The organism is Erythrobacter sp. 'gip.4 top 5', from assembly GCF_056495765.1.
The window spans coordinates 1,276,399-1,290,424 of record NZ_CP200270.1; the positions used below are offsets into that span (position 1 = coordinate 1,276,399).

Annotated in this window: 11 protein-coding genes; 4 read left to right on the forward strand and 7 right to left on the reverse strand. The window is 63.3% G+C overall.

Translation table 11 applies throughout. From position 1 onward, the window contains the following. Positions 1-13 precede the first annotated feature (13 nt). From ACRANW_RS06060 to ACRANW_RS06070, 3 genes are read right to left on the reverse strand one after another with little or no spacing between them, the layout of a single operon-like run. Positions 14-274: a hypothetical protein gene (locus tag ACRANW_RS06060; RefSeq protein WP_479433631.1), complete on the reverse strand. Its 261-nt coding sequence runs from the start codon at positions 272-274 to the stop codon at positions 14-16. 56 nt (positions 275-330) lie between these two features. Then, complete coding sequence (locus ACRANW_RS06065) at positions 331-1,353, reverse strand: LacI family DNA-binding transcriptional regulator (protein ID WP_479433632.1); 1,023 nt, start codon at positions 1,351-1,353, stop codon at positions 331-333. A 21-nt stretch (positions 1,354-1,374) separates the two neighbouring features. Beyond that, on the reverse strand, positions 1,375-2,703 hold the full coding sequence (locus ACRANW_RS06070; protein ID WP_479433633.1) for an MFS transporter: 1,329 nt from the start codon (positions 2,701-2,703) through the stop codon (positions 1,375-1,377). A 176-nt stretch (positions 2,704-2,879) separates the two neighbouring features. On the opposite strand from ACRANW_RS06070, the gene ACRANW_RS06075 reads away from it, so the two are divergent. The 3 genes from ACRANW_RS06075 (at position 2,880) to ACRANW_RS06085 (ending at position 7,399) form a co-directional block, all read left to right on the forward strand. Then, entirely contained in the window at positions 2,880-5,345 is a 2,466-nt protein-coding gene (locus ACRANW_RS06075; protein ID WP_479433634.1) for a TonB-dependent receptor domain-containing protein, read from the forward strand. A gap of 102 nt (positions 5,346-5,447) precedes the next feature. Further along, positions 5,448-6,527, forward strand: coding sequence for a glycoside hydrolase family 68 protein (locus ACRANW_RS06080; RefSeq protein ID WP_479433635.1), 1,080 nt, complete (start codon positions 5,448-5,450; stop codon positions 6,525-6,527). Next, positions 6,527-7,399, forward strand: coding sequence for an ROK family protein (locus ACRANW_RS06085; RefSeq protein WP_479433636.1), 873 nt, complete (start codon positions 6,527-6,529; stop codon positions 7,397-7,399). Before ACRANW_RS06080 ends, ACRANW_RS06085 begins: the two co-directional genes overlap by 1 nt. A 33-nt stretch (positions 7,400-7,432) precedes the next feature. On the opposite strand, the gene eda is transcribed toward ACRANW_RS06085, so the two are convergent. The 4 genes from eda to ACRANW_RS06105 form a co-directional block, all read right to left on the reverse strand. After that, positions 7,433-8,041: a bifunctional 4-hydroxy-2-oxoglutarate aldolase/2-dehydro-3-deoxy-phosphogluconate aldolase gene (eda, locus tag ACRANW_RS06090; RefSeq protein ID WP_479433637.1), complete on the reverse strand. Its 609-nt coding sequence runs from the start codon at positions 8,039-8,041 to the stop codon at positions 7,433-7,435. A 3-nt stretch (positions 8,042-8,044) separates the two neighbouring features. After that, entirely contained in the window at positions 8,045-9,874 is a 1,830-nt protein-coding gene (gene edd, locus ACRANW_RS06095) for a phosphogluconate dehydratase (protein WP_479433638.1), read from the reverse strand. Further along, positions 9,867-11,321, reverse strand: a complete 1,455-nt coding sequence (gene zwf / locus ACRANW_RS06100) for a glucose-6-phosphate dehydrogenase (protein WP_479433639.1) — start codon at positions 11,319-11,321, stop codon at positions 9,867-9,869. The genes edd and zwf overlap by 8 nt, the downstream gene beginning before the upstream one ends. Before the next feature lie 90 nt (positions 11,322-11,411). Beyond that, positions 11,412-12,827, reverse strand: coding sequence for a sugar MFS transporter (locus tag ACRANW_RS06105; RefSeq protein ID WP_479433640.1), 1,416 nt, complete (start codon positions 12,825-12,827; stop codon positions 11,412-11,414). A gap of 154 nt (positions 12,828-12,981) precedes the next feature. Here ACRANW_RS06105 and ACRANW_RS06110 point away from each other — a divergent pair, with 154 nt between their 5' ends. Beyond that, positions 12,982-14,016 carry a LacI family DNA-binding transcriptional regulator gene (locus ACRANW_RS06110; protein WP_479433874.1) on the forward strand — a complete coding sequence of 345 codons (1,035 nt, stop codon included), beginning with the start codon at positions 12,982-12,984 and terminating at the stop codon, positions 14,014-14,016. The last annotated feature ends 10 nt before the right edge of the window (positions 14,017-14,026 follow it).

The window sequence follows — 14,026 nt, forward strand, 5'->3', positions numbered from 1 at the left end:
GGGCGCGCCATAGCTATTCAGGCGCGGCGGCGGCGAGCCTGTCCATCAGTTTGCGCGCCGCTTCACGGTCCTCTTCATGGGGGAAAGCGACGCCCAGATCGGGCGCATCACCCAGCACCATCAGCAGCGTCCAGAGGGCAAAGCGAGCGCCCCGGTCCTGTGTCATGCCGAAATCGACCCGCATCCGCTCGATCCCGTCAGGCAGGGCCGCAGCGTCGACTGCGTCAAGGTCGCGGGTACCGAAATAGCGGTGCAGAAGGTCAGCCATATCCATGCGCGTCTTCTTATCGCAAGCAGGCACGATTGCATACCGGCGGCGGGGCGCACATCTCAGGCCGTGGCGCGCACCAGCAATTGCGGGGGCATGACCAGGCTTTCGGTTTCCTCCCCTGCCAGCCGCCGCAGCAGCAGATCGACCAGTCCGCGTGCGCCTGCGGCGATGTCCTGTCGCACGGTGGTGAGCGGGGGAACGGTCTGACGTGCAATCGGCAGATCGTCGAAGCCAACCAGTTTCATGTCATCAGGAACGGCAATTGCGTGGTTGCGCAGTTCGGTGAGGCACAGTGCAGCGAGCGTATCGGTGGCGGCAAAGATCCCGTCGATGTTGCCCGCATGGGCGGCAAGATGCCGGGCAATCTCCTCGCTCGCATGGTCGGGCGAGAGGTGGGTGGGCAGGGTGATGATCGGCGGCAGGTGCAGCCGCGCAGCGCTGTCCTGCGCGCCCGCAAAGCGTGCAGCGAATTCGATCGCCGTGGTGTCACCGAGGAACGCGATGCGGGTGGCGCCGGCTGCGATCAGGCGCTCTGCCGCCATTCTACCGCCCAGGCGGTTGTCCGTGCCGACCACGCAATGACGCTGGCCTTCAGTGTGGTTGCCCCACACCACCATCGGGCCATAGCCATCGGCGACGTCCTCGATCCTGTCGAACTGGTCCGACTGACCGATCACGATCACCCCGTCGATCATGCCCGACCCGATGAACCGGTCAAGCCAGTGGGCATCGCTGCCGGGCACCACCCGGCGCAGCATGAGGTCATAACCTTCGCGGGTCAGCTCGTCGGCAAGGTGGCCGAGCAGAGTCATGAAGAAAGTGTCGGAAATCTGCTGGCGGGAGTCATGGCCCAGCGGGATGACCACGCCGATCACGCCGGTTTTCTGGCGCCGCAATCCACTGGCCATCTGGTTCGGGCGAAAGCCATGTTCGCGGGCGATGGCTTCGATTTTCTCGCGGGTTTTAGTGTTGACGAGGCTCTTGCCCGCCAGAGCGCGGCTGACCGTGCCGGGCGAAACGCCAGCGATCCGTGCCAGATCGGTGATGGTGCGCACCGCGCCCTTGGTATCCCGATCTGGCATGGTCATCCCTGATATGCGGCCTTACTGCGTGGCCAATGTCTGTTCGCGTGGGGCACGATGCCCGGCATCCACCAGCAGCGTAGCCAGCGCGCCCGCCAGCATCAAGATACCGCCCAGAATTAGCACATGACGCGGATCGTCGCCCAACAACGGGCGATATATCAGCGGCATGGTCAAGGTCTGGATAAGCATCGGGATCACGATGAACAGGTTGAAGATGCCCATGTAGATGCCGTTGCGCGCCGGAGGGATGCAATCAGCGAGCATGACATAAGTATTGCCCATCATCCCGGCCCAGCCAATCCCGATGCCCAGCATCAGCACAAACAGCGCCGCGGGCGTGCTCGCGCCCGGGATCATCAGCATCGCCGCGCCCGAAGCGGCGAGGCATACAGCATGAACGTGGCGCGCACCAAACCGCTTGACCACCGGGATCAGCACCAATGCGCCAACAAAAGCCATGAAATTGTACAGCGCGCCCGCCTGCTGGGTGGTCAGCGTCGCTTCGCGGAACAGCGCGCTGGCCGGATCGCTGGTGTCATAGATGCTGCGGCCCACAGCAAAGGTGATGTATTGCCAGTACGCGAACATCGCATACCACTGGCACAGCATCGCGCCCGCCAACTGGCGCATGGGGCGCGGCATTTCGCGGATCGCATCGCGAATGTCGGCCAAGGTGCTGCGCACAGTCAGAGGCTTGGCTTCGAGCTCGGCTTGTTCGGCCGCATCAAGCGGCAGTTCGGGCACGCGCCACACTGACCACACGATGGTCGAGATCGAAAGCACCGCGCCGATGACAAAGGCGATCCGCACGATCACCGGGATACCGTTCGCATCGAGCACGTCGCGCGCCACAAACGCGGTCAGCAGCGAGGGCGCAAGATAGGACAGCGTCTGGGCAAGGCCGGTAAAGGCGCTTTGCGTCAGGAACCCGGTTGATCGTTGATCGGGCGCGAGCCGGTCCGCCACATAGGCGCGGTAGGGCTCCATCGTGATGTTGTTGCCCGCATCGAGAATCCACAGCAGGCTGGCCGCCATCCACAGAGTACTCGAATAGGGCATGGCAAACAGCGAAAGCGTGCAGATCACTGCGCCGATCAGGAAATAGGGCGTGCGGCGGCCCATGCGGGTGTTGGTTCGGTCACTCATCGCGCCGACAATTGGCTGGATCAGCAGACCGGTCATCGGCCCGGCCAGCCACAGCAGCGGCATGGTTGCCTCGTCGGCACCGAGGAAGCCGTAGATCGGCCCCATATTGGCCTGCTGCAGCCCGAACGAGAATTGCAGACCGAAGAAGCCGATGTTCATCTCGATGATTCTTAACAACGAAAGCCGTGGCTTGCTTGTCATGTGCACCTCTCCTCGATCCTGTCCCTTGCGCAGTCTATGCCACGCTGTTGCGAATGGGTGACACGATTCTGCGTAGCTTGCAAACGATTGCAAATATTCTGTTGCAATCGTTTGCAGGAAAGTTAGGCGTATGGTGGTTGCCGCCAGAGAAGCGCGCACTTGAGAGGAGAGAGACCATGAAATTGCGTCACGCGCTTTGCGCAAGTGCGGCCCTGTGCTGCCTGACCACCGTTCCCGCCCTTGCGCAGGATAACGCCGTTGCCTCGGCCGAGGCGGACACCAACGAAATCATCGTAACCGCCGTTGCTCGCGGACAGAACCGGATCGAAAGCTCGGTGTCGGTCAGCACCATCGGCGCCGAAGCGATCACCAATCTGGCCGCGCCATCCGCGGCGGATCTGATCCGCCAGATCCCCGGCATCCGTTCCGAAGCATCGGGCGGCGAAGGCAATGCCAATATCGCGGTGCGCGGTATCCCGGTTTCGACCGGCGGGGCGCGCTACATCCAGCTTCAGGAAGATGGTCTTCCGATCCTGGAATTTGGCGACATCGTGTTTGGCAATGCCGACAATTTCCTGCGCGCTGACCGCAGCGTCGCTCGCGTCGAAGCGGTGCGTGGCGGTTCGGCTTCAACCTTTGCCTCCAACGCGCCGGGCGCGGTCATCAACTTTATCTCCAAGACGGGTGAGCAGGAAGGCGGCGCGATCCAGGGCTCTGTCGGCCTCGATTTCGAAAGCTACCGGCTCGATTTCGATTACGGTGCGCCGCTGGCGGAAGACCTGTATTTCCACGTCGGTGGCTTTTACCGCACCGGCGAAGGCCCGCGCGATATCGGCTACAACGGCTATGATGGCGGCCAGATCAAGGCCAACCTCACCAAGGAATTCGACGGCGGCTATGTGCGCTTCCATGCCAAGTATCTGGATGATCGCACGCCCACTATTCTGCCGCAGCCGGTGTTTGTCGGCGGCTCCAACGCCAACCCCGATTACAACGCGATTGCCGGGTTCGATCCCCGGACGGATTCGCTTTATAGCCCATTCCTGACCCCGGCCCAGTCGCTTGACGGCAATAACAATCCGGCCAGCTACGATTTCCGCGATGGGCTGTCGGTCAAGAGCCTCGCCTTCGGAATTGAAAGCGAGATCGATGTCGGCAGCGGGTGGACACTGACCAACCGGTTCCGCTTTGCCGACAATTCGGGCAGCTTCCAGTCGCCTTTTCCGGCAGGCGCGGACACCGCGCAGAATGTTGCCAATGGCATCGGCGGCGCCGGATCGACGATCAGTTTCGCCACCGGGCCCAATTCAGGGCAGGCCGCCAACGCGGCCAATATCGGCGGCAATGGATTGCTGGCCAATGTGGTGGTGTTCAATGTCCGGCTGAACAGCCTCGACAATGTCACCAATGATTTCCGTGTGAACAAGCAATTCGATTTTGGCAGCGGTTCGGCCAATTTCACCACCGGCTTCTACCTGTCGCGCCAGTCGATCAACACCGATTGGGTATGGACCAGCCAGGTCCAGACCATTCAGGGCGATGGCCAGGCGGTGCTGGTTGATATCCGCAACGCTGCGGGCGATCTGGTCACGCAAAACGGCACCGTGGGCTTTGGCGCCAGCTTCTTTGGCAATTGCTGTCGCCGGAATTACGACGTCGATTACAGCACCTATGCCCCCTTCGCCTCGCTGTCGGTGGAGCTTGATCGTCTGACGATCGACGCTTCGATCCGGTATGATTACGGCGATGCCAGCGGCACGATCACGGGTTCGGATACCGGCTTTGGCGTCGGCGTCGGCAGCTTTGATTTTGACCGTAATGGCGCCATCAGCCCGGCCGAGGCGCAGACCAGCATCCTGCCGCTGGGCAATGCGCGCCCCGTGAATTACGAGTTCGATTACTTCAGCTTCTCCGTCGGTGCGAATTACCTGCTGAGCGATGATCTGGGCGTGTTCGCACGCTACAGCCAGGGCGGTCGTCACACGGCGGATCGTTCGCTGTTCTCGCCAGCAGTCAGTGCCGTTGACGGCGGTCTGCCGGGCGGCGACCAGGGCGTGGTGGCCACGGTCGACCAGTTCGAAGCGGGCCTCAAGTATCAGGCCAATGGCCTGTCGCTTTTTGCCACCGGGTTCTTTGCCAAGACCGCGGAGACCAATGTCGATATTGCCCCTGTGGTATTGTTCGACACCGAGTTTGAAGCCTATGGCCTTGAATTGGAAGGCGCCTATCGCACCGGCCCGTTCAGCCTTTCGGCAGGCGTCACCTGGACCGACGCCGAAATCGTCGACGCATTGGCCGCCGGCACCATCGGCAACACCCCGCGCCGTCAGGCCGATTTCGTCTATCAGGCCACAGCGCAATATGATGCCGACATGTTCACGCTGGGCGCGAACGTGGTGGGGACCACGGAAAGCTTCACGCAGGACAATAATGATCTGGTGCTGCCCGCCTTCGCGCAGGTCAACGCCTTCCTCGCCTTCCGCCCGATTGATCGGATTGAGGTGGGGCTGAACGCACAGAATCTGTTCAACGTCACCGGCTTTACCGAGGCCGAGGAAGGTTCAATCCCCCTCAACGGCATCGTGCGCGCACGCTCGATCGCCGGACGCACGATACTGGCTTCGGTCCGGTTTGACGTTTAAGAACCGGTCTGAAGCACACGGGCCGGCTGTCGCCCTTTCTTCCCCCGAACTTGGGGTGCGGCCGGCCCGTTTTTTGATTACAGAATGAATGGAAACGCTGCCATGACGAGCGCCTGGAAAGCCGAACACGTCAACGGCATCTCGCCGGCGGACGCGGGCGCGATACCGGGGGTGCAAGCGCCTGATCGCTCGGGCCTCGATCCGGCGCGGCTGTATTGGGACATGTGGCCGTTGCAAGATGCGACCGGGCAGCCTGCGCAATTGGCAGGCCGGTGGATGTGGATGGCGCTGACCGCGCCTGATCGCGGCGATCCGGCGCTGCGTCACTTCGAGGCGAAGATCCACTGGATCGAGCGGCGCGGCGGTGACTGGAATGATCTGGGACCAGTGCTTCCGGATATGCCTGTCCCTTACGAACGCGAATGGGCTGGGTCGGCCTTGCTTGATGATGGCGCCGTGACGCTGTTCTTCACAGCCGCCGGAACCGCGACGCGCGCGGGCGGCTACCAGCAGGAATTATGGTCGGCGCGCGCACCCTTGGATGACAAGGGCTGGCCTACGCAATGGTCGTTTCCTACCCCCTTGGTGCACGGTTATGCCCCGCATTACATGCCCGCCGACGCGCACGAGGGCGCGCCTGGCACGATCAAGGCGTTTCGCGATCCGGCCTGGTTCCGCGATCCGGCCGATGGCACGCAATATATCGCCTTCACTGCGTCGCTGGCGGGATCGGACAGCGCCTTTAACGGAGCGTTCGGGATGGCGCGCTTGACCGCTTCAGGGTGGGTCTTGACCCCGCCTTGCCTCCACGCAGAGGGCGTCAACAACGAGTTAGAGCGGGCTCACCTGGTGTTTCACGCGAAACATTACTACGCCTTCTGGTCAACGCAGACCGCAACCTTCGCGCCCGATCTGCGCCATGCGCCGGGGGGGCTTTACGGGATGGTGGCCGATAGCATGGCTGGCCCTTGGCGGCCGTTGAACGGAACCGGACTGGTGCTCGCCAACCCGATCGATCGGCCGCAGCAGACCTATAGCTGGTTCGTCGATGCTACGCTGACGGTGTGCAGTTTCGTCGATGTTTTGCCCGATGGGCGCTTTGGCGGCGTGCCTGCGCCGCTGTTGCAGCTGGAGCTTGACGGCGCGCAATCGAAGGTTCGCATTGCAGAGCGGGTCGGCTGATGCTGGGCGGGATTGAGGCAGGCGGCACCAAGTTCGTGCTGGCGGTCGGCCCTTCGCCTGATCGTATTGCCGCGCGCCACACCATCCCCACCCGCGATCCCGCAACCACGCTGGCCGAGGCGGCGGACTGGTTCGCGGGCAGAGGCGCGGGCACGGGCGCGGTCAGGGCGCTTGGCATCGGCAGTTTCGGGCCGGTGGATCTCGACCGGCAGTCGGCGCGCTGGGGCTTCATCACCAACACCCCGAAACCGGGTTGGGCGGCCTGCGATATGGCGGGGTATTTCGCACAGACGCTGGGTGTCCCGGTCGGCTTTGATACCGATGTGAACGCGGCGGCATTGGCGGAGTATGCGGCGGCGGGCAGGGCGGGTGGCAGCCTGGCCTATCTGACCATCGGCACCGGCATAGGTGGCGGGTTGGTGCTCGATGGCAGGCCGGTGCATGGCATCGCGCACCCTGAACTCGGCCACATCTACCCGCGCCGCCATCCGCAAGACACAGGCTTCGCCGGGGTCTGCCCGCATCATGGCGATTGCTTAGAAGGGCTCGCCAGTGGCCCGGCGATCATCGCACGCTGGGGCGTGTCACTGTCCGAACTCGCGGCAGACCATCCCGCTCATACGATCATTGCCGATTATGTCGCGCAGGCATGTCATATGCTGTTTGCCAGCGTTGCCGTCGGCGAAGTGGTCATCGGCGGCGGCGTCGCGAATACGCCGGGGTTGGTCGAAAGCGTTGCCAAGCGCGCAATGGCGCTGAATGCCGGCTATCTGCCCGGCGGCGCCCGCCACGCGGTGATCCGGCCACGGCTCGGCAGCGATGCCGGGATCGTGGGGGCCATGATGCTAGCACGGGAGGCGCTGGCCCACTGAACGCAAGCCTTATCGGCGATGGCCCAAAGTGCATTAGCCCAACTGGCAGGCTTCGCGTGCCAGCGCTTCAATCATTGCCTTATCCGGCGCGCCCTTTGGCGAGACCCAGCTTCCCCCGACGCACAGGACCGGATCGAAGGCGAGCCATTCGGCGGCGGTGTCAATCGTGATCCCGCCTGTCGGGCAGAACCGGCACTGACCAAATGGCCCGGCCAGCGCTTTGAGCGCAGGAAGCCCACCTGCCGCCATGGCGGGAAAGAACTTGAACCGGTCCAACCCCAGATCCAGCCCCCGCATGATATCGCCTGCATTGGCGATTCCGGGCAGGAAGGGGACACCATTGGCAATCGCGGCCTTGCCCAGCGTCTCGGTGAGACCGGGAGAGACAATGAATTCGCTTCCCGCTGCCAAGGCCGCGTCCAACTGGCGCGGATTGGTGACAGTCCCTGCGCCAACAATCGCGCCATCGACCTGCTTCATCGCTGTAATGGCGTCCAGTGCGGCAGGCGTGCGCAAGGTGACCTCCAGCACGCGCAAGCCGCCAGCCACCAGCGCTTCGGCAAGCGGCACGGCGTGGGCAACATCGTCGATCACAATCACCGGAATCACCGGCGCGGTGCGCATGATGGCATCGATATTCATCGGTCAGATTCCTCCGGTGGTTAACATTGCGCTGGCGCCTTGTTCGGCCCCATCGGCAAAGCGGCGCATCATGCCGAACAATTCGCGGCCCGTGCCGCTTTCGGGGCGTGGATCGGCGGCGGGTTGACGCGCCGCAAGGTCCGCCGTGGTCGACAGCGCGCCGGTAACCCCGCAGACCCGGACGATATCGCCATCGCGCAGCCGCGCCAGCGGGCCGCCGCCGCCCTCTGTGCCGCCAAGAGCTTCGGGGGTGCAATGGATCGCCGCGGGCACCTTGCCGCTGGCGCCCGACATCCGCCCATCGGTGACCAGCGCGACTTTGAATCCGCGATCCTGCAACACGCCCAAGGCCGGGGTCAGCTTGTGAAGTTCGGGCATCCCATTGGCACGTGGCCCCTGGAAGCGCACCACCACCACCACATCGCGGTCCAGTTCACCTGCCGCAAAGGCTGCGTTGACGCTGGCCTGATCCTCGAACACGCGGCACGGCGCTTCGATGGTCCAGCGGCTTTCCTCAATGGCGGAGGTCTTGAAGCAGGCCCGCCCCAGATTGCCCTGGAGCAGCCGCATCCCGCCATCGGGGCGAAAGGGATTGGCAACTGGCCGCAGCATGGTGTCATCCCCGGCAGCGCCAACCTCGCGCCAGACCAGTTTCTCGCCATCAAGGCCGGGTTCGCGCGCATAATCGCTGAAATCCCCGCGACCCACGGTCAGGATGTCACCGTGAGCGAGCCCTGCGCCCAGCAGTTCCCCGATCACATAGCCCATGCCGCCTGCGGAATGGAACTGATTCACATCACCCGAGCCGTTGGGGTAAACCTGTGCAATCAAGGGCACGGCCCCTGACAATTCCGATAGATCGTCCCAATCGAAGATCACCCCTGCCGCGCGCGCCATGGCGGGCAGATGGATCGCATGATTGGTCGATCCGCCCGTGGCGAGCAGGCCGACGGCGGCGTTGATGATCGCCTTTTCGTCAACACACAGCCCCAGCGGGCGGTATTCATCACCCTTGCGCCCCAGCGCCGCGACGCGGTGCACCGCCTCGCGGTCCAAGGCTTGCCGCAGCTGCGTGCCGGGCTGAATGAAGGCGCTGCCGGGGATGTGCAGCCCCATCATCTCCATCATCATCTGGTTGGAATTGGCCGTGCCGAAAAATGTGCAGGTGCCGGGCGAATGGTAGCTGGCCATTTCGCTAGCGAGCAGTTCCGCGCGGTCTGCCTTGCCTTCGGCATATAATTGGCGGACGCGCTGCTTTTCCTTGTTCGGAATGCCCGTGGGCATCGGGCCTGAAGGCACAAAGATCGCAGGCAGGTGGCCAAACCGCAGCGCACCCATCAGCAGACCCGGCACGATCTTGTCGCAAATGCCCAGCATCAGCGCGCCGTCATACATGGCGTGACTTAGCGCGACAGCAGTGCTGAGCGCAATCACGTCGCGGCTGAACAGCGACAGCTCCATGCCCACTTCGCCTTGCGTCACCCCGTCGCACATCGCCGGCGTGCCGCCGGCAACCTGCGCAGTGGCGCCGATTTCGCGCGCGTAGACCTTCAGCCGGTCAGGATAGCGGCCATAGGGCTGGTGGGCAGACAGCATGTCATTGTAGCTGGTGACGATCCCGATATTTGCCCCGCGCGCCGATACAAGCGCTGCCTTGTCCTCCTCCATACCCGCATAGGCATGGGCGAGGTTGGAGCAGGAAACCGCGCTGCGTTCGCCCATATTGTCGCCCTCACGGCGGATCAGATCGAGATAGGCGGCGCGGCTGGCGCGCGAGTTTTGGATGACGCGCTGCGTGACTCGGTGAAGGGCGTCGTTCAGGGGCTTATTCATGCCATGTCACTCCATCGCGCTCGGTCAGCGCGATGGCCGCGCTTGGCCCCCAGCTGCCGGCGGTATAGGTTTTCGGCGTCTGCTCTTGCGCCTTCCATCCCGCGCGGATCGCATCGACCCATTCCCACTGCGCCTCCACCTCGTCGCGGCGCACGAACAGCGTTTGGTCGCCCTCCACCAGATCGAGCAGCAGGCGTTCATAGGCAATCCGCCGCACCGCGCCGCTGAAGGCATCGGGCATGGCGATGTTGAGCGGAACCTGACGCAGGCGGATGCCTTCGCGGTCCAGGCCGGGCACCTTGGCCATCAGTGACAATGTGATGTTCTCCTCGGGCTGGATGCCGATGACGAGCCGGTTGGGCAGCATTGTGGCACCGCCCCCCTTGCTCCTGGGGCCGGCGAAGATCGAATGCGGCACGCAGCGGAACTGGATCACGATTTCGGTCACGCGCTTGGGCATCCGCTTACCGGTGCGCAGGTAGAACGGCACGCCCTTCCAGCGCCAATTATCGACATGCGCCTTGATTGCGACAAAGGTTTCGGTGTCTGATGGCTTGCCCAATTCCTCGTCATAGCCCGGCACAGCCTGCCCGCCGATCGCACCGGCGCGATATTGTCCGGTGACCGTTTCTTGCGGTTCCACAGCCCGCAAGGCGCGCAGCACCTTGACCTTTTCATCGCGCACGGCGGTCGCATCAAAATGTCCCGGCGGCTCCATTGCGACGAGGGCCAGCAATTGCAGCATGTGGTTTTGCACCATGTCGCGGATTGCGCCGGCATCATCGTAAAAGGCGACACGCCCTTCGAGGCCGACGGTTTCGGCCACCGTGATCTGCACATGATCGATATGCGCCGCATTCCACAGCGGTTCGAACATCAGATTGGCAAACCGCAGCGCCAACAGGTTCTGCACCGTCTCTTTGCCGAGATAGTGGTCGATCCGATAGATCCGGCTTTCGGGAAAGGCGCCCGCGACCGCGTCGTTGATCTCGCAGCTGGAGGCCAGATCGGTGCCGAGCGGCTTTTCAAGGCACATCCGCACTGTCTCACCCGTCAGTCCGGCTGATTGCAGTCCTTTGATGGTGGGGCCAAACAGGCTGGGCGCAGTCGACAGGAAAATTGCCAGGCCGCGCTTGGGCTTGCCGACCTTCTTGGCCAGATCATCATAACCTTCCAGCGTGGTGGCATCGAGCGGCTGGTAGCTGAGGCGGTTCAGAAACTCCGCCATGCGCCCGCGCCGGTCAGCCGGAAGATACTTCTCCAGCGCCGCGCGCGCGAAGTTGCGGTACTCGCTGTCGGTCTTCTGGCTGCGGGCAGTGCCGATGATCCTGAGATCGGCGGCCAGCAACCCATCAGCATCCAGCGCAAACAGGCTGGGCAGCAGCATCCGCTGGGCAAGATCGCCGGTGGCTCCGAATAGCAGCAGGCGGTCAGCAGTGAAGCTCATGCAAGGCGGCCCCTTCTTGGCGTGCGCTCTACCTAATCGCGCACCGCCTAGCCTGCCACCCCGGCGCATACTTATTCAAGCGTGAAGCGATCAGGCGGGCCGCCGGGCATACAGTCCGAAGGCTGCGATGACGGCATAACAGGCAATGGGGAGGAGCATCGCTGTGCCAAGACTGCCGCTTGCATCGGCGAGAATGCCGGTCAGAAGCGGGATCACCGCACCGCCGAAAATAGCAATGTTGATGATGCCCGACCCATCTGCCGCCTTGGCGCCCAATTTTTCGCAGGCGAGGCTGAAGATTGTGGGGAACATGATGGAATTCATCAGGCCTACCGCCAGCAAGCTGTAGCCCGCAATTGTGCCGGTGGCGTTGGTGGAGAAGACGACCAGCGTGATCGCGCCAACGGCTACGCCTGCCAGGACAAGGCCGGGGCTCGCAAAACGCAGCACCGCAGACCCAATGATCCGCCCCACCAGCGCGCCACCCCAGTAAAGGAAGATAAGATCGCCTGCGCTGCGCTCGGTCAGTCCCATGACGCTGTCCTGCATCAGATAGCTGACAATCAGGGAGCCAATGGCAACTTCGGCGCCGACATAAAGGAAGATACAGGCTGCCCCGAAAGTGAACCGCGTGCGGGCCAGCAGCGGGTTGCCCCACAACCAGAAGGCCGGACCGGTGATCAGCAAAGCAATCCCAGGAAGTTCAACCCCTTGTATCACCAGCCAGCCGCCCAGAATGATCGGGACCACGCCGATCAAATATCGGGCTGGCGTCGTGAGGGCCGCATCACGCGCTGCGCCCGCATCATGGGGCAGCTTGTTGCGATAAATCCACACGGCTGCAGCGATCACCGCAAGCGCCACGGCAAGGCCGATATAGGTGGAAACAATCGCCGCGCTTTCTGCCGTACGATAGGCGTCAAGCGCAGCGCCGCTCAGTTCGGTGGCTGACACGCCGGCCAGCCCACCAAGGATAAGGCCCGATCCGATCCGCGGAAAAACCGTGGTGCCCAAGCTGTTGAACGCCTGCGCGAAGGTGAGGCGGCTATGGACCGTCTTTTGCGGCCCAAGCAGGCTGATCAGCGGATTGGTGACAACTTGCACCACCACGACCCCGCTGGCGAGGATGAACAAGGCTCCCAGAAACAGGCCATACGTAGCGGTCTGGCTGGCGGGGATGAACAACAGGCACCCGCCCATCATCGTCAGCAGGCCCACCACCGCGCCGCGCATATATCCGATCCGCTTGACGAGTTCCGCGCCGGGAATGCCGATCAGCAGATAGGCCGTGAAAAAGCAGAACTGCACCAGCATCGCTTCGGTGTAGCTGAGCGTGAACAGCTCTTGCAGCTTGGGCAGGATCACATCGTTGAGGCTGGTGATGCCGCCAAAAATGAAGAACAGCGCGAAGACGAAATAGTTGAGGCCTGGCGCAACGACCTGCGGCGTGTCGTTCAGCTCGTCGCCCACGGGCGCTGCCGCGCCCACACCCGGTGCCATTGCCATCGTCGCTCTCTCCCATAGCGCGCATTTTTTCTGCTAACGTTCACAATCTGCGCGGTGACGCCGATTTGCAAGACCCGTGCGCACAAATCCCGTACGAATAGCTTTGTAGGTGCGGCTTGCACGGTGCCACTGACAGGCCCTAGAGAATATGCCGATGACAGGGGGACCACGCAGACGGCCGACATCGTTCGATGTGGCAGAGCGGGCGGGCGTGAGCCAGCCGACCGTCAGCCGTGCGCTGTCGGGTTCGCCCGCCATCGCAGAGGCCACCCGGCGCAAGGTGGTCGAGGCTGCAGAGGCATTGGGCTATTTCGTCGATGAACGGGCGGCACGGCTGCGCCGCGGATCGACCGGGACGCTTGCCGTGGTCGTCATCTGCCGCGAAGGCGACAATGCGTCGAGCATCAATCCTTTTGCTTATGCGCTGCTCGGTTCGGTCTGCGTCGCCGCCTCTGCGCGCGGGTTCGAGACATTGGTAAGCTTCCAGGCGCGCGAGGCGGATTTCTTCGGCCATTATCAGGAACAGGGACGTGCCGATGGGCTGGTGGTGATCGGTACCACCACCAATGCGGGGGCATGGGCGCATTTCCGTAACCTCGAAGACCAAGGGCGGCAGGTTGCCTATTGGGGATCGCCCTTTGATGAGCTTGACTGGGTGCGGTCGGACAACCACGCCGCAGGCAAGCTTGCCGTCGCGCATCTTCTGGCCGCAGGATACCGCCGTCCCTGCTTCCTTGGCGCGCTGAATACGCCGCAGGTGCAGTTCACCGAACGCTATGAAGGCTATGCCGAGGCAATGCGCGCCGCCGGGCTGGAGCCGTGCCTTGCCCCCACTGTCAACGCCCCCACCCGCCAGGAGGAAGGCCGCCGCGCGGCGCGCCGCCTGATCGAACGGGGCCAGATTGAACAGGGGGAGGTCGACGCGGTCTTTGCTGCTTGCGATGCGATGGCGTTGGGGGCGATGGAGGCCTTCAACGCGGCCGATATGGTTGTGCCGCAAACGGTGGGCATCATGGGGTTTGATGATCTGGTGGCCGGCCGCTTTAGTCGGCCGCCGCTGACCACGATTGCTCCCGATCCGGCCGAAGCGGGCGCCGCGCTGGTCGAGGCCGTGCTGGGCGGCGCCGTCGCCAAGGCCCGAACGCGCGTGCCGGTATCGCTGATAGCGCGTGGCAGTACCTTGCGATAAACGTCACGCC

Bases quoted from the DNA above. Each gene is read 5' to 3' on its own strand.
- ACRANW_RS06105 (WP_479433640.1), bottom strand. From the start codon at position 12,827: ATGGCAATGGCACCGGGTGTGGGCGCGGCAGCGCCCGTGGGCGACGAG.
- ACRANW_RS06080 (WP_479433635.1), top strand. From the start codon at position 5,448: ATGACGAGCGCCTGGAAAGCCGAACACGTCAACGGCATCTCGCCGGCG.
- ACRANW_RS06070 (WP_479433633.1), bottom strand. From the start codon at position 2,703: ATGACAAGCAAGCCACGGCTTTCGTTGTTAAGAATCATCGAGATGAAC.
- ACRANW_RS06065 (WP_479433632.1), bottom strand. From the start codon at position 1,353: ATGCCAGATCGGGATACCAAGGGCGCGGTGCGCACCATCACCGATCTG.
- ACRANW_RS06085 (WP_479433636.1), top strand. From the start codon at position 6,527: ATGCTGGGCGGGATTGAGGCAGGCGGCACCAAGTTCGTGCTGGCGGTC.
- ACRANW_RS06075 (WP_479433634.1), top strand. From the start codon at position 2,880: ATGAAATTGCGTCACGCGCTTTGCGCAAGTGCGGCCCTGTGCTGCCTG.
- zwf (WP_479433639.1), bottom strand. From the start codon at position 11,321: ATGAGCTTCACTGCTGACCGCCTGCTGCTATTCGGAGCCACCGGCGAT.
- ACRANW_RS06060 (WP_479433631.1), bottom strand. From the start codon at position 274: ATGGATATGGCTGACCTTCTGCACCGCTATTTCGGTACCCGCGACCTT.
- eda (WP_479433637.1), bottom strand. From the start codon at position 8,041: ATGAATATCGATGCCATCATGCGCACCGCGCCGGTGATTCCGGTGATT.
- edd (WP_479433638.1), bottom strand. From the start codon at position 9,874: ATGAATAAGCCCCTGAACGACGCCCTTCACCGAGTCACGCAGCGCGTC.
- ACRANW_RS06110 (WP_479433874.1), top strand. From the start codon at position 12,982: ATGACAGGGGGACCACGCAGACGGCCGACATCGTTCGATGTGGCAGAG.